This is a genomic window from Azospirillum oryzae, assembly GCF_900177515.1.
Taxonomy (GTDB): Bacteria; Pseudomonadota; Alphaproteobacteria; order Azospirillales; family Azospirillaceae; genus Azospirillum; species Azospirillum oryzae_A.
Map to the genome: position 1 here is coordinate 147,564 of NZ_FXAK01000002.1, position 23,822 is coordinate 171,385.

Consider the following 23,822-nt stretch of genomic DNA (forward strand, 5'->3'; position numbering starts at 1 on the left):
TTTCGTGGAAGACTGATCCCGTCAGCCCGCATCCCGTTGGAAACCCGCCCCTTGCCGAACGTCGCCCCCAGCCATCCTTCCCCCGGCCGTCCCCCCATGTCCATCGCCGGACGTGCGATCGGGCCGGGCCATCCGCCCTACCTGATCGCGGAGATGTCGGGGAACCACAATGGCGACCTGGGCCGCGCCCTGGCGCTGGTGGATGCGGCGAAGGAGGCGGGGGCCGACGCGGTCAAGCTGCAGACCTACACCGCCGACACCATCACCATCGCCCATGACGGTCCCGGCTTCCGGCTGGAGGGCGGGCTGTGGGGCGGACGCACCCTGCACGACCTCTATCGCGAGGCGCACACCCCATGGGAGTGGCATGTCCCGCTGTTCGAGCGGGCGCGCGCGCTGGGGCTGACCATCTTCAGCTCCCCCTTCGACGAGACCGCCATCGAGATGCTGGAGGAACTCGACGCCCCTGCCTTCAAGATCGCGTCCTTCGAACTGATCGACCTGCCGCTGATCCGCCGTGCCGCCCGCTCCGGCAAGCCGCTCATCATCTCCACCGGCCTCGCCACGCTGGGCGAGATCGAGGAGGCGGTGGCGGCGGCCGGCGACGTGCCGCTGGGCCTGCTGCACTGTGTCAGCGGCTATCCGACACCGCCGGAGGACTGCAACCTCCGCACCATCCCCCATCTGGCGGAGACCTTCGCCGGCGTCACCGCCGGCCTGTCCGACCACAGCCAGGGCATTGCCGTGCCGGTCGCCGCCGCGGCGATGGGCGCCACCATCATCGAGAAGCACTTCACCCTGTCGCGTGCCGACGGCGGGGTCGACAGCGCCTTTTCCCTGGAGCCGGCGGAGTTCAAGGCGATGGCCGAGGCCGTGCGCACGGCGACCGCCGCCATGGGCCGGGTCGACTATACGGTGAAGCCCAGCGAGGCCGGCGGGCGCGACTACCGCCGCTCCCTCTATATCGTCGCCGACGTGGCGGCGGGGGAGCCGCTGACCGCCGCCAACGTCCGCTCCATCCGTCCCGGCTTCGGCATGGCGCCAAAGCATCTGCCGGACGTGCTCGGCCGCCGCGCCGTCCGCCGCCTGAGCCGGGGGGAGCCGCTGTCCTGGGACATGCTGGCGCCACCGACGCAGGAGGGGCCGCATGGATAAGCCGCGCGTCGTCGCCATCTCGCAGGCCCGGATGACCTCCACCCGGCTGCCGGGCAAGGTGCTGATGCCGGCCGCCGGCCGGCCGCTGCTGGCCCACCATCTGGAGCGGCTGTCCCGCACGCCCGGCCTGGATGCGGTGGTGCTGGCGACGACGGTGAACGCCACCGACGATCCGGTTGCCGATTGCGCTCAGGGTCTTGGCGTCACCGTCTTCCGGGGGGACGAGCAGGACGTTCTGGGCCGCTTCGCCGGTGCGGCGGCGCTGGCCCGGGCCGATCTGGTGGTGCGGGTCACCGCCGACTGTCCGCTGATCGACCCGGCGCTGGTCGGCCGCCTGATCGCCGCCTTCCGGGACGGCCAGCCGCTGGATTACCTGTCGATCGACAGCACCCGCTACCCGCGCGGCCTGGATGCCGAGATCTTCCCGCGCCACCTGCTGGACGAGGCGGCGGCCAATGCCACCGACCCGGCGGAGCGGGAGCATGTCACCCCCTACCTCTACCGCCGCCCCGACCGCTTCCGGCTGGGGACCGCGCTGGTGCCCGACGTGCCGGTGGAGCCTGCCGATCAGCGCTGGTGCGTGGACGAACCCGCCGATTACGAGCTGGTGCGCCGCCTGCTGGAGGCGTTGGTCCCGTCCAACCCCGGTTTCGGCTGGCAGGATTGTTGCAAAACTCTTCGAGACCACCCCGATTGGGTGGACATCAACCGTTCGGTCCGGCAAAAGACGCTGCACTGATCCGGTCCCGGTTCGACCAAGGAGAAAAGCTTATGGATCGCAAGGAATTCCTTCTCGCTCTTGACGAGATGCTCGAACTGGATCCCGGCACGCTGACCGGCGACGAGACCCTGGAATCGCTGGAGGCCTGGGACTCTCTGGCGGTCATCAGCTTCATCGCGCTGGTGGACGAGAAGACCGGCGTGGTCGTCGAAGGCGAGAAGCTGGCCAAGGCGAAGACGGTCGCCGACCTGCTGGCCCTGGCGGGTGCGCCGGTCGCGGCCTGAGCGGTGCCGGTTCCCGTTTCCCGACCTGTCTCCGAAGGTAGCCGCCTGCGCGCCGGTGTCGCCACCGTCGCCGGCGGCCCTGCCGCCTACCTGTCGGTCGGCAGCGGCGGCGTGCCCGTTCTGCTTCTGCATGGCTTTGCCGGCGACCGCCTGACCTGGCAGTTCAACTTGTCGGCCCTGTCGGCCCGGCGGCGCGCCATCGCCGTCGATCTGCCGGGCCATGGCGGATCGACGCCGGATGTCGGCAGCGGCCGGGTCGCCGACTTCGCCCCCTGGCTGGTCGAATTCCTCGACGGGCTGGAACTGCCGCGGGTGCATCTGGTCGGCCATTCGATGGGCGGCTATGTCGCGCGCGAACTGGCCGGGCTGGCGCCCGACCGGGTGGCGAGCCTGACCCTGCTGTCGAGCGCCGGGCTCGGCACTCCCTTCGACCTCGACTTCCTGCGCCGGGCCATCGCGCCCGCCGACGTGGCGGAGGGGCGCGCCTGCGCCGAACGGCTGTTCGCCGGTCCGTCGCCGCTGATCCCCCGCTTCGGCGAGGTGCTGCACGCCCAGGGCGCCGACCCGGTTCGCCGGGCCGGGCTGGAGCGCATCATCGAGGTGTCCTTCGCCGCCCATGCCGACGGCGGCGGGCCGCCGGTGGACTGGAGCGCCTATCCGATGCCGGTCCAAGTGTTGTGGGGCCGCGAGGATCGCATCATTCCGCTGCCGCCCGCCGACCGGCTGCCGCCGGACGCTCCGTTCCGGGTCTTCGACAATGCCGGCCATCTGCCGCACATCGAGACCGCCAGCCCGGTGACCGCCGCCATCCGGACCTTCCTGGACGGCTGCGATGAGTCCCTTTCCTTGAGCTGACCAGACCATGACCGACAGCATCTTCGCCCTGATCGCCGAGGAACTCGGCCGCATCGCCGCCGACAAGGGGGAGGTGCTGCCGCCCCTGACGGCGGACAGCCGGTTCCTCGACGGCGATCTGCCGATCGACTCCCTCGACCTCGCCACGCTTCTGGTGGTTCTGGAACAGCGCACCGGCCAGGATCCCTTCCGCGAGGGCTTCCGTCAGTTCACCACCGTCGGCGAACTGGCGGCGCTCTACACCGTTCCTGCATGACGGGCCGCCGCCCCGACTGGATCCATCCCGCCTTCCGCCTGATCGAAGGGGAGGAGGCCTTCGGCTGGGCGGAAATCGCCGCGCTTCCGGTGCCGGCCGGGGGTGTCGTGCAGGCCGACCGGCCGTCGCGCGTGCTGGCGGCGCTCGCCGCCGCGGAGGCGGCGGGGCAGGGGCTTCTGCTGGCCCGTGGCGCCGTGGCGCCGAATGGCTGGCAGCCGGGGCAGGGTTTCTCCGTCACGCTGGAAAGCTCCGGCACCACCGGCACGCCCAAGCGCCTGCGCCATGATTTCGACCGGGTGCGCGGCCGACTGCGCGGCGTGGCTGAGGAGGGGGCGCGCTGGCTGCTGACCTATGATCCGGGGGCTTTCGCCGGCCTTCAGGTGATGCTGACCGCCGCCGCCGCCGGAGCGCTGCTGGTCGCCGTGCCCAACAGCGGCGCCGGGACCATCGCCGCACTGGCAGAGGCGGCGCGGCGCCATGCCGTGACGCATGTCAGCGGCACGCCCAGCTTCTGGCGAGCCTTCCTGATGGCGCTGGGCGGGGCGGATTTGCCGCTGGCCGCGGTGACGCTGGGGGGCGAGGCCGCCGACCAGCCGCTCCTCGACCGGCTGGCGGAGCGGTTTCCCCATGCCCGGCTTCGCCACATCTACGCCTCGACCGAGGCGGGAGCGCTGTTCGCCGTCGCCGATGGCCGGGCCGGTTTTCCGTCGGCCTGGCTGGACCAGGCCCCCGACGGGCTGGATCTTCGCATCGCCGACGGCGTGCTGGAGGTGCGCAGCCCGCGCGCGGCACCGGGGGCGGTCGATGCCGACGGCTGGCTGTCCACCGGCGATCTCGTCGAACGCCGCGGCGACCGGGTGCTGTTCGCCGGCCGGCTCGACGGGCTGGTCAATGTCGGCGGGGTGAAGGTCTCGCCGGAGGCGGTGGAGCAGCGCCTGCTGGCGGTGGATGGGGTGGCGGACGCCGCGGTTCTCGCGGTGCCGAGCCCGATCACCGGCCATCTCCTGACCGCCACCATCGTTCCGGTCCCGGGCGCCGGGGAAGCCGCCCTGCGTGCGGCCCTGCGCGCCGCCACGGCCGACCTGCCGCCCGCCGCCCGGCCGCGCGCCCTGACCTTCGCCGATCACATCCCGCTGAGCGCCGCGGGCAAGAAAAGCCGAAAGGGATCCCAATGACCGCGTCAGTCGCCGCGTCAGTCGCCATCGGGCCAAAGCGCCACGTCATCGTCACCGGCGGCAGCCGCGGCCTTGGCCTTGCGCTGGTGGAGGCACTGCTGGCCGACGGCTATCGGGTTTCCACCTGCAGCCGCTCCTCCTCCGAAGCGCTGGAGCGGTTGGCCGGCCCCGACCTGTTCTGGCACCCCTGCCGCATCGGCGATGGCGGCGAGGTGCGCGCCTTCTTCGATGCCGCGGTCGCCTGGGGCGGCGAGGCGCCGCTGTGGGGGCTGGTCAACAATGCGGGCATCGCCCGCGAGGGCGTGCTGGCGACCTTCCCGGAGGTGGATGCCGAAGCGGTGATCCAGACCAACCTGACCGGCGCGCTCCAGGCCGCCCGCGCCTTCCTGCGGGCCAAGCTGGTGGCGCGGGGGGCAGGCGCCCACGGTGGGCGGATCGTCAACATTTCCTCCATCATCGGCCAGCGCGGCTATGTCGGGCTCGCCGCCTATTCGGCGTCGAAGGCCGGGCTGGACGGGCTGACGCGGGCACTGGCGCGCGAGGTCGGGCGGCGGGCGATCACCGTCAACTCGGTGGCGCCGGGCTATCTCGACACCGAAATGTCGGGCACCCTGTCAGACGGGCAGCGCGACCAGATCGTCCGCCGCACGCCGCTGGGGCGGCTCGGCACCGCGGCGGACGTGGTTCCGCTGGTCCGTTTCCTGCTCGGCGACGGCGGTGGCTTCATCACGGGGCAGACCCTTACGGTGGACGGCGGCATCACCTGCTGAAGCCGCAAGAGACGCTGAAGGCAATCGGGGGAGGCGGAGATGGTCGCCAGCCGGATCGACGGGGTGGGCATGCGCGGCGTCGTCGGCTGTGTGCCGGAAGGACGCGAGACGGTCGGGGATCTCGCCCGCCGCTTCGGCGAGGACGCGGCCCGCAAGATCGCTACCGCCACCGGGATCGAGGAGCGGCGGATCGTCGCCCCAGGCCAATGCACCAGCGACCTTGCGGAAGCCGCCGCCCGCCGCCTGCTCGACGGGCTGGGCTGGGAACCGGGCAGCATCGACCTGCTGGTCCTGGTGACCCAGACCCACGACCAGACGCTGCCGGGCACCGCTTCGCTCCTGCACCGGCGGCTCGGACTGCGCAAAGGGGCGGCGGTGCTCGACGTCACCCACGGCTGCTCCGGCTTCGTCTATGGGCTGTGGACGGCGGCGGGGCTGCTGAAGGCGGCCGGGCGGCGGGCGCTGCTGCTGGTCGGCGACACCACTTCGCGGCTGGTCGATGCGGAGGATCGCGCCGTGGCGCCGCTGTTCGGCGACGGCGCCGCCGCAGTCGCCCTGGAACTGGACGAAACCGTTGATCCGATAGCCTTCGACCTGGGCAGTGACGGCGCCGGTGCGCCCTATCTGGCGGCGGAGGGCGGCGCGATGCGCCATCCCGACCGGCCGCCGCGGCTGTTCATGGACGGAACCCAGGTCTTCGCCTTCACCCTGCGCGAGGTGCCGGGCAGCATCCGCGCCGTGCTGGAAGGCGCCGGCTGGAGCACGGACATGGTCGACCACCTCGTCCTGCATCAGGCCAACGCCCAGATGATCCGCCATCTCGGCCAGAAACTGGGGGTGTCCGCCGATCGAACCGTCGTCGCCCTGCGGGAGGTCGGCAACACCAGCTCCGCCTCCATCCCGCTGGCATTGGCCGGTTCGCTGGCTGAACAGCTGACCACAGGCTGCCGTCGGCTGCTGCTGTCGGGCTTCGGCGTCGGCTGGTCCTGGGGCAGCGTGGCGCTCGCCGTCGGACCCCTGGCGGTGTGCGAAACGGTTGTCCTGCCCGGCAGGAAATACCCGGCAGAATCTGCCGCCTCGGCAACCCCTGCCCCCTGACCGGCAGAATTTGCCGATGGATAGGCAAAATTTGCCGGGGTTAGTCCTGCCCATAGGCACGGATTACCAAGGAAACCCGGCAAATTTGAACTGGCCCGCTTCTTGCCTACCCCTTTGGCGGGGGAATTAGTCCCCTTCCGGGCCAAGCGTTCCGAAAGCGGTGCGCATCCGGACATTGATCCTCCAAAGGAGTGGCTGTCATGGCTGGCAACGTTACCCTCTCGTCCTCCATGCGGACGAACCTGCTGCAGCTGCAAAGCACGCAGGAACAGATCAACAAGAAGCAGAACATCCTGTCGACGGGCAACAAGGTCAACACCGCCCTCGACGGCCCGACCGCCTTCTTCTCGGCCAAGGGTCTGAACCAGCGCGCCGGCGACCTGACGTCGCTGAAGGACGCGATGGGTCAGTCGATCAGCACCATCCAGGCCGCCGACAAGGGCCTGACCGCCATCGACTCCATGGTCGACCAGGCCAAGGGCCTGACCACCGCCGCCTATGCGGCGCTCGGCAACGATGCCGCCTCCATCGCCACTCGCAAGTCGCTGGCCGCCCAGTTCAACACGCTGCGCGGACAGATCGACAAGCTGGCCGCCGACAGCGGTTACGGCGGTAAGAACCTGATCGCCGGCAACGGCCTCAGCATGGACAGCACCAGCTCGTCCCGTGCGGCCGTCAACACCATCGTCGGCGTCGACAATGCCCGCGTCACCAACGTGCAGGCGCCGGACACCTATTCGATCCGCATCAAGGGCGACGGCTCGATCGAAGGCAAGACCTCCGACATCAATTCGGCCGAGAATGCGCACGGCCTGACCGGCCTGAAGCTGTCGGGCACCATCTCCAGCACGTCTGGCAGCTTCTCCAACGTCCAGATCGAGGTGCGCGGCGCCAACGGCCGCACCCGCGACTTCATCGTCTCGGACGGCAACGAAAGCCGCACGATCTCCTACTTCGATAACACGCAGACGACTTCGACCAACCTGCAGACGGCGGCGACCTCGAGCCAGGCTCAGGTCTCCACGGTTAACGTCAGCGGCACCATCGAAGAAGGCGACATCTTCTCGATCACGGTTGAAGGCCAGACCTTCAGCTACACCGCCACCAGCGGCGACGTCGCCGTCGGCCAGAACGCCGCCGTGAACGTGGCGACCAAGCTGCAGGCCTCGATCAGCGGCGCGATCGCCAGCGGCGGCCGTCTGGCCGGCAAGGATGTCGCCACTGCGTCCATCGGCACCAGCGGCACCATCACCCTGACCGGCAACACCACGAGTGGCGTGGTGCGCGACTTCTCCCTGACCTCCAGCACGACCAACGCGCTGACCAAGAAGATCTCGGAGAGCTTCGCGTCGGGCACGATCGTGTCCTTCACGGTCGACCGCCGCCTGCTGGAAGCGGCGAACAACCAGGGCAACGGCATCTCGACCATCGAGAAGAAGGTCGACCTGCAAATCCAGGTCACCAACTCCAACGGCGCCCAGGTCACCCGCGACGGCACGAGCGATCAGGGCGACGGCAAGCTGGCTTCCGGCGATCAGGCTTTCGCCTTCGACAGCGGCACGGTCCATCTGAACGTCGACGCCAAGACCATCAAGCAGGCCGCTTCGGCGAACTGCTCGGCCAACATCGTCACCAAGCAGATCTCCGACGCCAACTCCAAGAACGACATCACCGTCCAGCTCAACGAGACGAATACCAATTCGATCACGGTGGGCGCGGTGAACCTGACCACCAGCGGTCAGGGCCTGAAGCTCGACGAAGCGCAGAACGACTGGACGGACCGCGCCGACATCGACAAGGCCGTCGCCGGTCTCGACAACGCCAAGGCGACGATCCGTTCGGCCTCCCAGTCGCTGTCGACCAACCTGAACATCATCACGACCCGCGAGAACTTCACCAAGGAGTTCAGCGACGTGCTGACGGAAGGCGCCAGCAAGCTGACGCTGGCCGACCAGAACGAGGAAGGCGCCAGCCTGCTGATGCTGCAGACCCGGCAGCAGCTGGGCACCATCGCCCTCTCGCTCGCCAACCAGTCGCAGCAGTCGATCCTGCGCCTGTTCTAAAGCGTAGAGTTCGGACGGCAAGTTCGGGTAGGATCACGCCCGGCGGGCGGCGGCATCAGGCCGCCGCCCGTTTCTTTTTTGGGCCGGACCGGGCCGGCAAAGGCCGGACGGCGACGGCCCGCAAGCCCCGGGTTCCTCACTCATGCCACTCAAGTTCGTGCTTCGTCCCAACGAGAAGGTCATCATCAACGGTGCCGTCATCGGTGCCGGCGACCGTCCGGGCTCGTTCTTCCTCTACAACACCGCCAATTTCCTGCGTGGACGCGAGGTGCTGAAGGAAGAGCAGATCGATTGCATCGAGAAGAAGCTCTATTTCGTCATTCAGCTCGTCTACATCTTTCCGGAAGACTCGACGCTGAACCTTCAGCGCTTCGCCTCGATTCTCGACGAAACGCGCGAGGCGCGGCCCGACGCCGCCAAGACGCTGGACGAGATCGCGCGGCTGGTCGAAGGTCGCAACTATTACCGGGCGCTCAAGCTCTGCCGCAAACTTTTCAGGGCGGCGGACGGCAGGACGGCCGATGGCGGCGCCGACCAGATTGGCGGCGACGATGACGACACCCCGACGACCGACCGGATGCCGTGACCGCCGCCGAGCTGCTCGACGCCGCATTGCCGCTTCACCGCGCCGGCCGCTTCGCCGAGGCGCTGGCGCTGTATCGCCGGATCCTGGTCGACGATCCGGCGCATGCCGACTCGCTGCACCTGTCGGCGATGATCGCCTACCAGACCGGCCGGACCGCCGAAGCTCTTTCCGGCCTGGGCGCGGCCCTGGCGCTGCAGCCGCGCTTTCCCGCCGCCTACAACAGCCTCGGCAATGTCCTGGCCGATCTGAACATGCCGGAGGAGGCGCTTGCCGCCTATGCGGTCGCGATCAGGCAGAACGACCGCTATGTCGAGGCCTATGGCAACCGTGCCACCGTGCTTCAGCAGCTCGGCCGGCGGGAGGAGGCGGCGGACTCCTATGCCCGCGCGCTGACCTTCGACCCCGACAATCTGACCGCCCGTTTCAACTACGGCGTCCTCCAGCGGGAAATGGGCCGGATCGCGCCGGCGGCCAACGCCTTCTACGCGGTGGTCCAGGCCGATCCGTCGCGGTCCGTCGCCTGGCGCCATCTGGCGATCTGCCTGCGCGGCCTGGGCCACCCGGATGCGGAGGCCTGCCTGCGCCGTGCGCTGGAGGCTGCACCGGCGGACGAGGAACTGTCGCTGGAACTGGGCGTGCTGCTGAACGGCCGGGGCGACCATGGGGGAGCCTGCGACGTTCTCGCACCGGCGGTCGCGGCGCATCCCGGCAATGCGCAGTTGCACTTCACCTTCGGCACCGCCCTGCAGGGCATGGGGCGGCTGCGGGAGGCGGTCGCGCAGTTCCGCCTTGCGCTCGACCGCGAACCGACGATGCAGGGCGCCTGCAACAATCTGGGCGTTGCCCTGCTCGAACTCGGATTGACCGGCGAGGCCATCCCGGTGCTGCGCCGGGCGCTGGTCCTCAGCCCCGACGACCTCGTGGCGGTCAACAACCACGGAACCTCGCTGGAGGATCGATACGACCCCGCGTGCGATTTCGAACGGCCGGCGCGGTGGTACCGGCGTGCCCTGCGCCTGCGTCCGGATTACGGGAAGGCGCTGGTCAATCTCGCCGGCATCCACATCGGCAAGCGGGAGACCGGCCGCGCCGAGCATCTCTGTCGCCGCGCCGCGGCGGCCGACCCCCGAAGCGTGGAGGCCTATTCCAACCTCGCCGGCCTGCTGCTCGAGCGCGACGATACCGCCGGCGCGATGCGCATATACCGGCGCGCTCTGGCGGTCGACGCTGCGAACCCGACCGCATTGACCGGCTACGGCCTGGCTCTGCAGATTCTCGGCCGCATCGGGGAGGCGGAGGCGGCCCATCGGCGCGCGCTGGAGATCGACGGCAACCATGCGGAGGCTGCGGGCAATCTCGGCATGATGATCTGGCAATACCGCCAGGATCACGCGGCGGCCGAGCCATTCATGGATCTCGCCCTGTCGGTCAATCCGTCGCTCGGCACGGCGCACCTCAACCGCGGTATGATGCGCCTCGCCCGCGGCGATCTCGCCGGCGGGTGGGAGGGATACCGCTGGCGCTTCCGGGCCAAAGGCTATGTGAACCGCCGGATCGCCGCCCCGCTGTGGCGCGGCGAGGAACCCGGCGGCAGCCGTCTGCTGGTGTGGCGCGAGCAGGGGGTCGGTGACGAGATCCTGTTCGCCTCCTGCTATCCGGCATTGATCGCGCGCGCCGGCCATGTGGCGATCGAATGCGACCGCCGGCTGGTGCCGTTGTTCGCACGGTCCTTTCCGCGGGCGACCGTCCGGGCGGAATCGGTCGATTCCGGCGGCCGCGAGACGATTTTTTCGCCTGACCGGCCGCCGGCGGTGGATTTTCATGTGCCGGCCGGCGACCTGCCGGAACTGCTGCGTGGCAGCCTGTCCGCCTTCGAGCCGCAGGGATCCTGGCTGGTGCCGGACCCGACGCTGGTGGAGCGCTGGCGGGAGCGACTGGCGGCGCTTGGTCCCGGCTTGCGGGTCGGCATCGGTTGGCGCAGCCAGCTGATGACGGCCGAGCGCAAGGCCGCCTACGTGCTGCTGGAACATTGGGGGCCGCTGTTCGCCATCCCCGGACTGGTGTTCGTCAACCTTCAGTATGGCGACTGCGAAGCGGAGCTACGGGCGGCGGAAGAGCGCTTCGGCGTGACCATCCACCGCTGGGCCGATTTGGATCTGAAGGACGATTTCGACGGGGCGGCGGCGCTGACCGCCAACCTGGATCTGGTGATCTCGCCGGCGATGTCGGCGGGGGAACTGGCGGGGGCGCTGGGCGTGCCGGTCTGGCGTTTCGGCAGCCGCGACTGGACGCAGCTGGGCACGAGCGTGCGTCCCTGGTTCCCGTCCATGCGCCTGTTCCAGCCCGGCCCCGGTGAGGGTCTGGAGACCATGATCGCCCGAATGGCGCAGGAGTTGGCGCACGCGGCATCCTGCAAGCCTGCGGCGCCGCGCCCGATCCCCGATGCTGACGGAAAGCCGGGAAGCGAGGCTGACAGACTGACGGCGGATGCCGTCGCCCATTACCGCGCCGGCGACGCGGCGGCGGCGGACGCCCTGGTGCGGCAGGTGCTCGACACGACACCCGGTCATCCGGTCGCCCTGCATCTGGCCGGTGTGCTGGCGAAGCGACGCGGAGCGTTGGAGGAGGCGCAGGCCCTGCTGGTCCGCGCCGTCGCCGCCGACCCGGTCAATGCCTCCGCCCATGCGGCCTTGAGCGAGGTTTACCAGGAGTTGGCCCGCTTCGACGCGGCCGAGCGGGCCTCGCGCGCCTGTGTCGCCGTGCAGCCCGAGGGCGCCGGGCACTGGGTCAACCGGACTGCGCTGCTGCGCCGCATGGGGCGGGATGGCGATGCGCGGACCTCCGTTGTCCATGCGCTGCGCCTGCGCCCCGATCTGGCGCCCGCCCACGGCCATCGTGGCGAACTGGCGCTGCGTCCCGAGGATGCGGTGGCGGCCCATCGCGTCGCGGTCGCCCTGATGCCGGGGTCCGCCGATATGCTCAGCAACCTCGGCACCGCTCTCCACAAGCTTGACCGTTTCGCTGAGGCCGTGCGCGCGGCGGACCGTGCGACCCGCAGCGACCCCCGCCTCGCCGTCGCCTGGACCAACCTGGGCAACAGCCTGGAAGCGCTCGGCAGGGTCGCGGAAGCGGAAACCTGCCACCGCACAGCGGTTGGCCTCGACCCGTCCTTTGCCGAGGCCCAGGGCAATCTGGCCTATCTGCTGAAGCGGCAAGGCCGGCATGAGGAGGCGCTGGCCGCCTTCGATGCGGCCCTGCAGGCCGATCCCCGGCATGCACAGTCCCATTTCAACCGCGCGCTCGTGCTTCTGGAGACCGGCGCCCTCCGGTCGGGCTGGACCGGCTATGACTGGCGCTTCGGCACGCCGTCGTTCCGGAACCAGCGGCGCCGGCTGTCCATACGGGCCTGGCGCGGCGAGAACATCGCAGGGCGGCGCCTGCTGGTGTGGCGGGAGCAGGGCGTTGGCGACGAATTCCTCTTCACCTCCTGCTATCACGAGGCGATGCGGCGCGCTGGCCGGCTGGTGATCGAATGCGACCGCCGGCTGGTGCGGCTGTTCGCACGCTCCTTCCCCGACGCCGATGTCCGGCCGGAAAGCACCGACCCGCGCGACGCCGACGTCCAGATCGCCGCCGGCAGCCTGCCGCGCCTGCTGCGCACCGAGCTGAAGCGCTTCCTCGAACGGACATCCTGGCTGGTTCCGGACCCGGCGCTGGTGGAGCGCTGGCGGGAGCGGCTGGCGGCCTTGGGGCAGGGCTTGCGGGTCGGCATCGGCTGGCGCAGCCAGCTGATGACGGCCGAGCGCAAGGCCGCCTACGTGCTGCTGGAACATTGGGGTCCGCTGTTCGCCATCCCCGGTCTGGTGTTCGTCAACCTGCAATATGGCGACTGCGAGGCGGAGCTGCGGGCGGCGGAGGAGCGCTTCGGCGTGACCATCCACCGCTGGGCCGATTTGGACCTGAAGGATGATTTCGACGGGGCGGCGGCGCTGACCGCCAACCTGGATCTGGTGATCTCGCCGGCGATGTCGGCGGGGGAGCTGGCGGGGGCGCTGGGTGTGCCGGTCTGGCGTTTCGGCACCCGCGACTGGACGCAGTTGGGCACGGGCGTGCGGCCCTGGTTCCCGTCGATGCGCCTGTTCCAGCCCAATCCCGGCGAGGGGTTGGAGGCGGCGCTGATCCAGATTGCGAAGGCATTGCGGGCCACCGCATCGCCGCGCGGGAAGGGGAAAGCACCTGCCGGGGCAGGGGATGGCGAAGCCGCGGACCCCGACCCGGACCAGCTTCTGGAACAGGCGGTCGCCGCCCATCGTTCCGGTTCCTTCGCTGCGGCAGCCCCGCTTTACGAACGGATTCTGGCCCACCGCCCACGGGATCCGGTGGCGCTCCATTTGTCTGGCCTGCTCGCCCACCAGACCGGCGCGCCGGAACGCGGTGAAGCGCGCATCGCAGCGGCGGTCGCCGCCGCCCCGGATTATGCGACGGCGCATATCAGCCTGGGGAATGTCCGCTTGGCTCTCGGACGGGCGGGTTTGGCCGTCGCCAGTTTCCGGACCGCCCTGGCGCTCCAGCCCGGCAATGCCGCGGCACTGACCAACCTCGGCAATGCGCTCGACGCGCTGGAGCGGAGCGGGGCGGCCGTGCCGCTCCACCGGCGGGCGATCGCCGCCGACCCCGCCCTTGCGGAGGCCCATGACAATCTGGGGGCGTCTCTTGCGCGTCTCGGCTGCTGGGGCGAGGCGGAGCGGGCGCATGCCCAGGCGCTCCGGCGGGCGCCGGCGCTGGAGGCGGGATGGGTGAACCTGTCGGTGGCCCTGCGGCGGCTTGGCCGGCTGGATGCCGCGGAGCGGGCGGGCCGCTGCGCCCTGGCGCTCTCCCCCGCCCTGGCCGACGGAATGGCGAACCGCGGCCGGCTGCTGCGCGAGATGGGAAACGACGACGCGGCGGCCCTGTGGTGCGGCCGTGCGCTGGCGGCTGAACCCGGCCACGCTGCGGCGGCCTTCAACGCCGGAGTTCTCGATCTTACCGCCGGCCGGCTGGCGGAGGGATGGGACGGTTATGACCGGCGGTTCGACACGCGCGACCTGATGTCCGCCGCCCGCAGTCCGGCCGTCCCGTTCTGGACGGGCGGCAACCTGTCGGGCAAGCGCCTGCTGGTCTGGCGCGAGCAGGGGATCGGCGACGAGTTGATGTTCGCCCAGCGCCTGCCCGAACTGATCGCGCGGGCCGGCCGGGAAGGGGGCCGCATCATGGTGGAGTGCGACCCGCGCTTCGTGCCGCTGTTCACCCGCTCCTTCCCGCAGGCGACGGTACGGGCGCTGCCGGCCGATCCGGCTGAACCGACGCCCGACGTCGACTGCCACATCCCGATCGGATCGCTGTCGCGCCATCTGGTCGCATCCCTGACAGGCTTCGCCGGGCTGGAGCCGGCCTTGCGTGCCGATCCGGCGGCGGTCGAAGATTGGCGTCGGCGGCTGGCTGGATTGGGGCAGGGCTTGCGGGTCGGCATCGCCTGGCGAAGCGGTCAACTCGATCCGGACCGCATGCCCGATTATACGCGGATCGAGGATTGGCGGCCGGTGCTGACCCTGCCGGGCCTGATCCCGATCAATTTGCAATATGGCGATTGCGAAGCCGAACTGGCCGCGGCCCGGGAGGCGTTCGGCCGTGCCCCTCATGCCTTTCCCGACCTCGACCTGCGCGACGACCTCGACGGTACGGCGGCGCTGATGTCGGCCCTGGATCTGGTGATCGCGCCCGCCACCTCCACCGGAGAATTGGCGGCGGCGCTGGGCGTGCCGGTCTGGCGGCTGGCACGGACGGGTGATTGGACGACGCTCGGCACCGCGGTGCGGCCTTGGTTCCCGTCGATGCGTCTGTTCCGGGCCGGCCCCGGACAGCGGGTGGCCGATCTGCTGCCGGCGGTGGCGGCGGAACTTGCGCGCCTCGGTCGGGCCATCGGCTGAAAAGGCCGGCAATCAGATAGGCGGGCATCAAAAAAGCCGGGTGAGGCGATCCGCCTCAACCCGGCCTTTTGAAACCCTGTTCAAGGGTGATGTCTGAAGGTCGATGCTGTGATTGGGGGGATTAATTCATCGGTCCGGTGCGCGTCAGGCGGTCGATCTCTTCCTTGACGTGCAGCTTTTCAAGCTTGAGGCGCTTCACTGCGCTCTCATCCGGCCAGGAGCGCTTTTCCTCGTCGAGGATCGCCCGGTCCAGGCGCATGTGCTTGTCTTGCAGAGACGAAAGGCGAGCTTCAGTGTGCATGAGTCGCTCTCCATAGGATCAGTCCGTGTCCCGCCTCAATGTGACGGGCCGGTGACACCAGTGTTCACCCATCCGAAGCGCCGAACAACCCTAATCTTGCGTTTTATGCGGTCAAACCATGCGAAAAAATGCCTCAACCGTTCAGACGTATGACAGTGGGTCGCAGGGGTAGGATCTTGAAATCATTTCGCGCAACACCATCCGGAGGTGGGCCGACCCTTTGAAACAAAGGGTTATGCCGCCGATGGCGGTTCCCCCGCCGAGGTGCCGGCGCCAGTGATGACGGAGAGGGACCGGCGCGCCTCGGCATGGCCGGGCTGAAGCACCAGCGCATGGCGATACCAGCCTGCCGCCTCGCCGCCTCGCCCCATCCGCTGGAGAAGTCCGGCCAGCCGCAGGGCCACCGACGGAACCGTCGGGTCGAGGTGGGCGGAGCGGCGCAGGGCCTCAACCGCCTCCTCCGCAAGGCCGATGCCGTCCAGCGCGACGCCCCACTGGTGAAGCACCGCCGGCCCTGCGCCGGCCAGCGCCGCCCGGCCGTAGGCGGTGGCCGCCGCGGCGGCATGTCCACCTTCGCGCTCGGCATGGCCCAGCCCTTCCTGCGCCGTCAGCAGGGCGGGGGCGAGGGCGAGGGCATGGCGAAAGCGGCGGGCTGCCGCCCCGGGACGGCGCAGTGCGCGCAGGATCTTGCCATGGTTGACCGCCGCCTCGGTCTCCGCCGGGTCCAGTGCCAGCGCCCGGCGGAGCAGCCCGTCGGCCTCCTCCAGCCGGCCGAGTTGGGCGACCAGCAACCCGGCCCGGTGCAGGGCCTCCGCCTCGGCCGGCTCAATGGCGAGGATGCGGCGGTACAGCCGTTCCGCCTCTTCGAATCCGCCGGTCTGGTGACGGTCGAACGCTTCGGCAAGCAGGGTGTAAAGGCCGGTCATCCGGCCGGCGCCAATGCCGCCAGCGCGCGCACCGCCTGCCGGGCGGCGGCGGCCAATCCTTCACCGTCCGGCGGCTGGATCAGCCGCATCGACGGGAACCAGGGCCGCACGCCGGTTCCCATCTGCGTCCAGTCGCGGGTGCCGAGCCGCCAGACCGGGACGCCCAGGGCGCCGGCCAGTTCGCCGACCGCGGTGGCCGGCGAGATCACCAGATCCAGGTTGGCGATCAGGGCCGCCACCCCCTCGAAATCGTCCTTCAGATCCAGATCGTCCCAGCGGTGCAGACGGCGCGTCGCCGTTTCCACCCGTGCCAGTTCGGCGCGGCAGTCGCCATATTGCAGCATGACCACGCTGACGCCGGCCAGATCGAGCAGGGCCGTCCAATCGGCCAGACCGGTATAGGCGGCGGCGCGCTGGGCGGTGACGATCTGGCTGCGCCATGCCAGTCCCACTTTCAGGCCGGGCAGGGCGGCCAGGCGGTCGCGCCACAGGGCGAGACGGCCGGGATCGGGGCGCAGATAGGCCGGACGGCCGGGGAAGCGCTCCACCCGGTCGCGGACCAGGGCGGGCAGGGTGCCGGCCGGCATCTGCAGGTCGCAATCCGGCGGGTCGATCGTCTCCCGCCCGGCGGCATCCGCCGTTTCCGCCCGCACCGCGACCCAGGGGAAGGAGCGGGCGAACAGGCTGACCAACCGCCGGTCGCATTCGACCGTGACCGGACCGTCCAGCCCCTGCAGGGCATCGAAGCAGGAGGCGAACAGGATCTCGTCACCCACCCCCTGTTCCGACCAGGCCAGCAGCCGCCGGCCCCGCAACGGTTCCCCCGTCCACACCGGCCGGTCGATGCGGCGGGCCCGCTGCAGTTGACGGGCGGAGAAGCGGCGGCCATAACCGGCCCAACCCTCTGCGATGCGCCCGTCGGCAAGATCCAGCAGGCCGAGGTTCCAGGCCGCCAAAGCAAAATCCGGGTCGATCCGCAGCGCGCGGCGCAGATGGGTCTTCGCCTCCTCCTGCCGGCCGGCCAGCATGGCCATGGTGGCGAGGTTGTTGCCGGCTTCGGCGGACTCCGGCTGCAGGGCCAGCGCCCGGCGGTAATGGCCGTTCGCCTCCGCCATGCGCCCCGTCAACTCGCAGGCATGGCCGAGATTGGCATGGGCCGGCAGATGCTCCGGCTGGAGGACGATGCAGCGGCGATGCAGCCGCATGGCCTCCTCCACCCTCCCGCAGGTCTGGTGAACGAGCCCCAGATGGGTCAGCGCCTCGGCAAAGGCGGGGTGCAGGGCCAGCGCGCGGGTGAAGGCGCGGGCGGAGTCGGCATGGCGCTTGTCCGCCTCCTGCACCAGTCCCAGATGGTTCCAGGCCTGGGGGAAGGCCGGGTCGGCCCGCAACGCACCGCCGATCAGGGCGAGCGCCTCGCCGTTCCGCCCGATCTGGTGCATCAGCAATCCCAGCAGATGCAGCGCGTCGGCATGGCCGGGAGCCTCCCGTCCGGGATCGGCCGCAATGGCGGCGCGATAGGCGGCCTCCGCCTCCGCCAGCCGGCCGGTGCGGTGAAGGTCGGCGGCCCGGTTCAGCAGGGTGTCGAAATCGGGCTGAGGCTCTCGCTCCGGCGACGTTGCAACCAGCGGTACGGACTTCGGCACTGGCACCGGCAAGATGGCCCGCAGGGCTCCGGCCATCGCCCGGATGGTCGCTTCCAGCCCCTCGCCGGGATTGGGCTGGAACAGGCGCATCAAGGGGAACCAGGGCCGGACGCCGGTGCCCAACTGCGTCCAGTCGCGGCTGCCGAAACGCCAGACCGGCACGCCCAGCGCACCGGCCAGCTCCCCCGCCGACATCGCCGGCGAGATCACCAGATCCAGGTTGGCGGTCAGCGCCGCCGCCCCGTCGAAATCATCCTTCAGGTCCAAATCGGCCCAGCGGTGGATGGACACGCCGAAGCGCTCTTCGGCCGCCCGCAGTTCGGCCTCGCAGTCGCCATATTGCAGGTTGACGAACACCAGACCGGGGATGGCGAACAGCGGCCCCCAATGCTCCAGCAGCACATAGGCGTCCTTGCGCTCGGCCGTCATCAGCTGGCTGCGCCAGCCGATGCCAACCCGCAAGCCCTGCCCCAAGGCCGCCAGCCGCTCCCGCCAGTGCTCCACCAGCGCCGGGTCCGGAACCAGCCAGGGCCCCTGCGGCTCGAAGACGGACAGGCTGCCGCGCAGCAGCTCCGGCAGGTCGCCCGCGGGTATCTGCAGGTCGAAGTCCGGCGGCACGATGGTCTCGCGCGGGAAGTCGCCGAAAGCGTCACCGGTGCAGCTTTCGGCCCGCACCGTGGCCTTGGGGAAGGAGCGGCGGAACAGCGGGACCAGCCGCGGATCGCATTCGATGGTGACCGGCCCGCCCGCCCAAGCGACCACGTCCGGATAGCAGGAGGCGAACAGGAATTCGTCGCCCACCCCCTGTTCGCGCCAAACCAGCAACCGCTTGCCGCGCAACAGCTGCCCACCCCAGCGCGCGATGCCGAAGCGCCGGTCGGGCATCGCCTCTCCGGCGGCGAAGCGCCGCTCATACCCCGCCCAGCCGCGCGTCAGGTCGCCGTGAAGCAGCGCCAGAAGCGACAGGTTGTAGGTCGCAGTGGCGAGGTCGGGCTGCTGGGCCAGCGCCTCCTCGAAGCAGGCCGCCGCCTCGTCATACCGCCCCTGTGCCTGCAGCGCGTTGCCGAGGTTGTACCGCGCCTCCACGAACTCCGGATGAAGCTCCAGCGCCTGCCGGTGGCAGATTTCCGCCTGATCGGGACGGCCTAGCCGTTTCAGCACGCTGCCGAGGTTGTTCAGCGCCGCGCTGTGGCGCGGGTTGCGCTTCAGCGCCTGACGATAGGCGATCTCCGCGCTCTCCAGTGCGCCCTTCTGCTGCAGGACGGCGCCCAGATTGTAATGGGCGGTGGCGTCGTCCGGACGCTGTCGGGCCACCAGCCGGTGCTGGGCGATGGCCTCGTCCAGCCGTCCGCTCATCGCCAGCGCATCGCCCAGGTTGTTGTGCGCCTCCACCATGCCCGGCGCCAGCCGCACGGCGTGGTCGAGCACCGTCACTGCATCGCCATGGCGATGGCGCGCGGCGTGGCCGTTGCCGAGATTGTACCAGGCCTTGGCATAGTCGGGCTTCAGCGCAAGGGCGGCGGCGAAGGCCCGTTCCGCCTCGTCATGGCGGTCGAGAACGGCCAGGGCGTTGCCCAGATTGTGCCGGCGCTGCGCCCCTTGCGGGTCCAGGGTCGCGGCGTTGCGGTGGGCCTGCACCGCGTCGTCCGGCCGGCCGGCGGCGGACAGTGCGCTGCCCAGATTGTCCCAATAGTCGGCGACGCCCTTCGCCTGCGCCAGCGCCTTGCCGATCAGGGTCACCGCCTCGTCGGCGCGGCCGGATTGAAGGGCAGCCACCCCCAGCAGATGCAGGGCGTCGGCATTGCGCGGGTCCGCCGCCAGCACCGCGCGATAGCCGCGCTCCGCCTCGGCGATGCGCCCGGCCTGATGGTGTGCCACGGCCTGTGCCAGCATGTTGGTGTGCTTCGCCACGTTCCGGCCCCGTCCCCGACTGTCCGCACCCTCAAAGGGAGTGCCATCATCGGTGGATCACGGTAAAGATGCCATTGATAAAGATGACATTGATGTCGGCGGCAGATCGGCCGGCGCAGGCGCCGGCGGCGGGAAAGAGGAGAGCACGCGATGGCGGGGTCACGCTTGTCCTTGCGCGGTGGACTGCGGGGAGCTGCCCTGCCGCCGGCGGTCAGGCTCAGCCGGCAGGCGGACGCGCTGGCGGCGGCCGGCGACGCGGCGGGGGCGGAACCGCTCTATGCGCGGGCGCTGGAGGCCGATCCGACCCTGGCGGGGACCCACAACAACCACGGCAACGCCCTGCGCGCGCTCGGCCGTCTGCAGGAGGCCGCCGCCGCCTATCGCGCCGCCGTCGCCCATGGCCTGCATGAGGGGATGGCGCACTACAACCTCGGCTCGGTCCTGCGGCAGGCGGAACGGCATGGCGAGGCCGACGATGCGTTCCGCCAGTCCCTGGCGCTGCGGCCGGACCATGCGGAGGCGTGGAACAACCGCGGCAACCTGCTGCGCGACCTCGGCCGCTTCGGCGAGGCGGCGATGGGTTACCGGCGGGCGTTGGCCCTGCGGCCGGACTGGGCCGACGCCCACGACAATCTCGGCGCCGTGCTCTACCTGCTGCACGAGCAGGGCGGGGTCGAGGAAGCGGCGGTGCTGGCCCGGCTGTGGCGGCGCGATCACCCCGCCAACCCGCTGGCCCGCCACATCGGCGCCGCCATCGCCGGGGAGGAAGCCGATGCGCGCGCCCCCGACGACTATGTGCGCCAGACCTTCGACCTGTTCGCCGAGGAGTTCGACCGCAAGCTGGCGGAGCTTGATTACCGCGCGCCGTCGCTGCTCGCCGGCCTGCTGGCGGAAGAGGAGCGGCGCAGCGGCCTGGACGTGCTCGACGCCGGCTGCGGCACCGGGCTGTGCGCCGCCTCGCTCCGGCCCTATGCCCGCCGGCTGGTCGGCGTCGACCTGTCGGATGGCATGCTGGATCGCGCCCGCGCCCGCGGCCTGTATGACGAGCTGCAGGCGGCGGAGCTGGTCGGTTTCCTCGCCGAGCGGCCGGGCGCCTTCGATCTCGTCGTTGCGGCCGATGTCTTCTGCTATTTCGGCGTCCTGGACGACGCGTTCGCTGCCGCCCGCGCGGCGCTGCGCCCCGGCGGACGGCTGGCCTTCACGGTGGAGGAGCTGGACCCGGCCGACGGACGGCCCCACCGCGTCGCCACCCACGGCCGCTATGCCCATGCCGAGGCTTACATCAGGACGGCGGTGGCGGACGCGGGGCTCACTCTGCGGCGGTGCGATCGTGACCGGCTGCGCTACGAAAGCGGCGAGCCGGTGATGGGGCTGGTGGTGCTGGCGGAACGGCCCGTCGATTAACGGCGACGGCGATTAACGGGGCCGGCGGGGGCGGCGGGCGGACGGCTGTTTCGGCGCCTGAGCCGGCTGCGGCGGGGCCAGCGCCTCGGCCTCTTCGCCACGGCCCAGCGCCCGCAAGGCCAGGGTCAGCGTGTCGCGCGGCGCGGGATGGGCCGGGTCGATGCGCAGGGCGTGGCGCAGCGGGACCAGCGCCGCCTCTGCCCGGTTCGTCGCGGCAAGCGCGATGCCGAGGTTGAGCGCGGCCGACAGGAAATCCGGCACCAGCGCCAGCGCGTTGCGGAAGGCGATCACCGAATCCGCGCGCAGCCCGGCGGCGAACAGGGCGTTGCCCAGCAGGAAGGCGATGTCGGCATCCCGCGGATCCAGCGCGGCGGCCCGGATCAGGTCGGCCAGGGCCGGCGTCACCTGCCCCGATTCCAGCCGCAGCCGCCCGCGCGCGTGCAGCAGGTCGACCAGCTTTTCCCGGGCCGGATCCAGCGCCGGTTCGATCCGCAAGGCGCGTTCCAACAGCTCGGTGGCGGCATCGACGGCCGCCGCATCGCCGCGGCCATGGCGGGCGAAGGCACGGTCGGTCCAGGCCTCCGCGAAATCGGGGCGCAGGGCCAATGCGCGGCGATAGCCCATTTCCGCCTCGTCCAGGCGACCCAGGCCGCGCAGCAGGTTGGCGCGGTTGGCGTGGATGTCCGCCGCCTCCGGCCGCAGGGCCGACGCTTTGTCGATCAGCGTCAGGCCGAACTCGCCGCGGCCGATCTGGCCGGCCAAAACGCCGAGGTAATGCAGAGCGTCCGGCTGTTCCGGTTCGGCATCGAGGATGCGGGTGTACAGTTCCTGCGCCTCGCCGAAGCGACCGGCAAGATGAAGGTCGAGCGCCAGCGTCAAGGCTTCGAGGATCGTGGCCATGGCTCAACGCTTTAGGACGGCCGGTGCCGTCGCCGCAAGCCCGCCCGCGCGGAAACCCGGATTTTCGGCATGAATACGCCCGTAACGCGAAACCGCGTTTCGCCAAAAGGGTTAGATTCGCCAACCCAAATAAGAGTAAAGAAAGCCTTTACGCGTTGCCGGGGTTACGGTAATTTAATGTTCAACTCTCACCGATTCGGATAACCGGTCATGAACGTGGCGGCAGCCACATCGACGGTCTCGCGGCCGTTCGCCTTCATGACGCCCCGCGGCAGCGATGCCGTAGAAACAGGGGCCGGCACCCGGACTCCGACTTCCACCGCACCTGCCGATCCCCAGCCGGAAGCCGGCGGCACCGATCCGCTGGTCAACCGCTTCCCGACCATCGCCTTCAGCTACGACACCGATGCTTCGCGGCTGGTGATGCTGTACCGCGACCCGGCCAACGGGAAAACCGTGTCGCAGATCCCGACCGAAGCGGCGCTGAAGCAGTACAAGGAAGCCCAGCAGAAGGAAAAGAACGCGGAACGCGCGTCGCTTCTGGGGCTGACGGTCGGCGGGAATGGGCAAGGGAATGGGCAGGCGAGCGGGCAGGCCGGCAGCCAGTCTGCGGCCTATGGTCGCGGCGGGTCCGGTGTTTCCCCGGTCGCCGGCACCGGACTCTCTACCGGAACGGGGACTTCGACCTCGGCTGTTTCCCCCTCGACTGCCGCCCCGGTTGCGCTTGCGGCTTCCGCCACGTCCTCGTCCGTGGCACAATCGCCCTCGACCAGCATCGCTTCGGCCGGCAGTTCCGCCGCGCGGGTGAATGTGGTCATCTGAGGACGCTCTCTTCGCGGGGCGCTTTTTTCCGGGGGCCAGGATCGCCATGGACGTCACCTCATCGACCGCCGGCGCGGCGATTGCTCTCAAGCAGGCGCAGAACCAGGTGAATTTCGGTGTGAAGGCGCTGAGCCAGAATGCCGATCAGCAGCAGGCGACCGTCGCGGCGCTGGTCCAGCCGGCCGGTGGCTCCGGCGGCGGCAACGTCACGCCGACACGCGGCCAGAATCTGAACATCACGGTCTGATCTGAACATCACCGTCTGACCCGGCCGCAAGCGCCGCCGGCCGCTCAGACTTTCGAGTCGAGCAGAGACGTCAGCATTTCATCCTGTGTGCGGACGACCGCGATGTTGGCGCCATAGGCGCGGCTGGCGGCCATCTGGTTGACCCGCTCCGTCGCCAGATCGACGTTTGGCGCCGCCACCATGCCGTCGCCGTTGGCCGCGCTGTCGTCCGGCGCATAGTCCTGGAGATAGGCCGGGGTGATCGGCGTGAAGGTCGCGCGCGTCCCGGGGTTGGCATCGGTCTGTGCGACCGCCAGCGGCTGGTAGGGCGCGCGCTTGCTCTCCGCCGACCCATCGGTCGTGGGAACCGCCCCGGTGGAGCGGACATTGGCGACATTGGAGGCAGAGGCGTCGAGCCGCCGCGTCTGGGCGGTCAGGCCGCTGAGCGCGATTCCGATGCTGGCGGCCATGGCGGTCCATCCTTCGTCCGCTGCGAATGGGCAAACTTTACCACATCGGTTTTCCAACGCCAGCCGGGCGATCATCGGCAGAGGCAATCGTCCGGCCTTTACAATCGCCCGGTGCAATCGCCCGACACAATCACCGCTGTATCTTTTGGGGTGCTTGCGCCATTATCGGACAAACGGCCGCCGCTCCCTTCCCGTATTGCCGGGTCTCCCGGTGCTTCCGGTCCCGATGGAGCCGGCCCGGAATTCCGGTCCCAGCATCCATGGGACCAGACAGTCGCGAGACGGGAGCC

Annotated in this window: 19 protein-coding genes; 14 read left to right on the forward strand and 5 right to left on the reverse strand. The window is 70.2% G+C overall.

What is annotated here, in order from left to right; genetic code table 11:
- The first annotated feature begins 96 nt into the window (after positions 1-96).
- The 11 genes from pseI (at position 97) to B9N97_RS03835 (ending at position 14,929) form a co-directional block, all read left to right on the forward strand.
- Positions 97-1,155, forward strand: a complete 1,059-nt coding sequence (pseI, locus tag B9N97_RS03785; RefSeq protein WP_085083538.1) for a pseudaminic acid synthase — start codon at positions 97-99, stop codon at positions 1,153-1,155.
- Positions 1,148-1,894, forward strand: coding sequence for a cytidylyltransferase domain-containing protein (locus tag B9N97_RS03790; RefSeq protein ID WP_085083540.1), 747 nt, complete (start codon positions 1,148-1,150; stop codon positions 1,892-1,894). The genes pseI and B9N97_RS03790 overlap by 8 nt, the downstream gene beginning before the upstream one ends.
- Positions 1,895-1,926: 32 nt before the next feature.
- Complete coding sequence (locus B9N97_RS03795; RefSeq protein WP_085083541.1) at positions 1,927-2,160, forward strand: acyl carrier protein; 234 nt, start codon at positions 1,927-1,929, stop codon at positions 2,158-2,160.
- A gap of 3 nt (positions 2,161-2,163) precedes the next feature.
- Positions 2,164-3,015: an alpha/beta fold hydrolase gene (locus B9N97_RS03800; RefSeq protein WP_085083543.1), complete on the forward strand. Its 852-nt coding sequence runs from the start codon at positions 2,164-2,166 to the stop codon at positions 3,013-3,015.
- Between the two features lie 7 nt (positions 3,016-3,022).
- On the forward strand, positions 3,023-3,271 hold the full coding sequence (locus B9N97_RS03805; RefSeq protein ID WP_085083545.1) for an acyl carrier protein: 249 nt from the start codon (positions 3,023-3,025) through the stop codon (positions 3,269-3,271).
- On the forward strand, positions 3,268-4,446 hold the full coding sequence (locus B9N97_RS03810; RefSeq protein WP_085083547.1) for an AMP-binding protein: 1,179 nt from the start codon (positions 3,268-3,270) through the stop codon (positions 4,444-4,446). Before B9N97_RS03805 ends, B9N97_RS03810 begins: the two co-directional genes overlap by 4 nt.
- Positions 4,443-5,216 (forward strand): SDR family NAD(P)-dependent oxidoreductase, encoded by a 774-nt coding sequence (locus B9N97_RS03815; protein WP_085083550.1) that lies wholly within the window; start codon positions 4,443-4,445, stop codon positions 5,214-5,216. Before B9N97_RS03810 ends, B9N97_RS03815 begins: the two co-directional genes overlap by 4 nt.
- A gap of 39 nt (positions 5,217-5,255) precedes the next feature.
- Positions 5,256-6,314, forward strand: a complete 1,059-nt coding sequence (locus tag B9N97_RS03820; protein WP_085083551.1) for a 3-oxoacyl-ACP synthase III family protein — start codon at positions 5,256-5,258, stop codon at positions 6,312-6,314.
- Positions 6,315-6,514: 200 nt separating this feature from the next.
- The gene (locus B9N97_RS03825) at positions 6,515-8,377 is read left to right on the forward strand and encodes a flagellin N-terminal helical domain-containing protein (RefSeq protein WP_085083553.1); all 1,863 of its coding nucleotides are present in this window, start codon (positions 6,515-6,517) and stop codon (positions 8,375-8,377) included.
- 142 nt (positions 8,378-8,519) lie between these two features.
- Positions 8,520-8,963, forward strand: coding sequence for a flagellar biosynthesis repressor FlbT (locus B9N97_RS03830; RefSeq protein ID WP_085083555.1), 444 nt, complete (start codon positions 8,520-8,522; stop codon positions 8,961-8,963).
- Positions 8,960-14,929 (forward strand): tetratricopeptide repeat protein, encoded by a 5,970-nt coding sequence (locus B9N97_RS03835; protein WP_085083557.1) that lies wholly within the window; start codon positions 8,960-8,962, stop codon positions 14,927-14,929. Before B9N97_RS03830 ends, B9N97_RS03835 begins: the two co-directional genes overlap by 4 nt.
- 121 nt (positions 14,930-15,050) lie before the next feature.
- Here B9N97_RS03835 and B9N97_RS03840 read toward each other — a convergent pair whose 3' ends face one another.
- The 3 genes from B9N97_RS03840 to B9N97_RS03850 all read right to left on the reverse strand — a co-directional run bounded on the left by B9N97_RS03840 (position 15,051) and on the right by B9N97_RS03850 (position 19,710).
- The gene (locus tag B9N97_RS03840; protein ID WP_042694032.1) at positions 15,051-15,230 is read right to left on the reverse strand and encodes a YdcH family protein; all 180 of its coding nucleotides are present in this window, start codon (positions 15,228-15,230) and stop codon (positions 15,051-15,053) included.
- A 233-nt stretch (positions 15,231-15,463) separates the two neighbouring features.
- The gene (locus tag B9N97_RS03845) at positions 15,464-16,156 is read right to left on the reverse strand and encodes a tetratricopeptide repeat protein (protein WP_085083559.1); all 693 of its coding nucleotides are present in this window, start codon (positions 16,154-16,156) and stop codon (positions 15,464-15,466) included.
- Entirely contained in the window at positions 16,153-19,710 is a 3,558-nt protein-coding gene (locus B9N97_RS03850) for a tetratricopeptide repeat protein (RefSeq protein WP_085083561.1), read from the reverse strand. Before B9N97_RS03850 ends, B9N97_RS03845 begins: the two co-directional genes overlap by 4 nt.
- A gap of 150 nt (positions 19,711-19,860) precedes the next feature.
- On the opposite strand from B9N97_RS03850, the gene B9N97_RS03855 reads away from it, so the two are divergent.
- The gene (locus tag B9N97_RS03855; RefSeq protein WP_085083563.1) at positions 19,861-21,114 is read left to right on the forward strand and encodes a tetratricopeptide repeat protein; all 1,254 of its coding nucleotides are present in this window, start codon (positions 19,861-19,863) and stop codon (positions 21,112-21,114) included.
- Positions 21,115-21,126: 12 nt separating this feature from the next.
- Here B9N97_RS03855 and B9N97_RS03860 read toward each other — a convergent pair whose 3' ends face one another.
- Entirely contained in the window at positions 21,127-22,014 is an 888-nt protein-coding gene (locus tag B9N97_RS03860) for a tetratricopeptide repeat protein (RefSeq protein ID WP_085083565.1), read from the reverse strand.
- A gap of 210 nt (positions 22,015-22,224) precedes the next feature.
- Between B9N97_RS03860 and B9N97_RS03865 the strand changes: the two genes are divergently transcribed.
- Together B9N97_RS03865 and B9N97_RS03870 are read left to right on the forward strand one after the other, a co-directional pair.
- Complete coding sequence (locus tag B9N97_RS03865) at positions 22,225-22,836, forward strand: hypothetical protein (protein ID WP_085083567.1); 612 nt, start codon at positions 22,225-22,227, stop codon at positions 22,834-22,836.
- Positions 22,837-22,882: 46 nt separating this feature from the next.
- Positions 22,883-23,083 (forward strand): putative motility protein, encoded by a 201-nt coding sequence (locus B9N97_RS03870; RefSeq protein ID WP_085083569.1) that lies wholly within the window; start codon positions 22,883-22,885, stop codon positions 23,081-23,083.
- Between the two features lie 44 nt (positions 23,084-23,127).
- On the opposite strand, the gene B9N97_RS03875 is transcribed toward B9N97_RS03870, so the two are convergent.
- Positions 23,128-23,532 carry a flagellar basal body rod protein FlgC gene (locus B9N97_RS03875; RefSeq protein ID WP_085083571.1) on the reverse strand — a complete coding sequence of 135 codons (405 nt, stop codon included), beginning with the start codon at positions 23,530-23,532 and terminating at the stop codon, positions 23,128-23,130.
- Between the last annotated feature and the right edge of the window lie 290 nt (positions 23,533-23,822).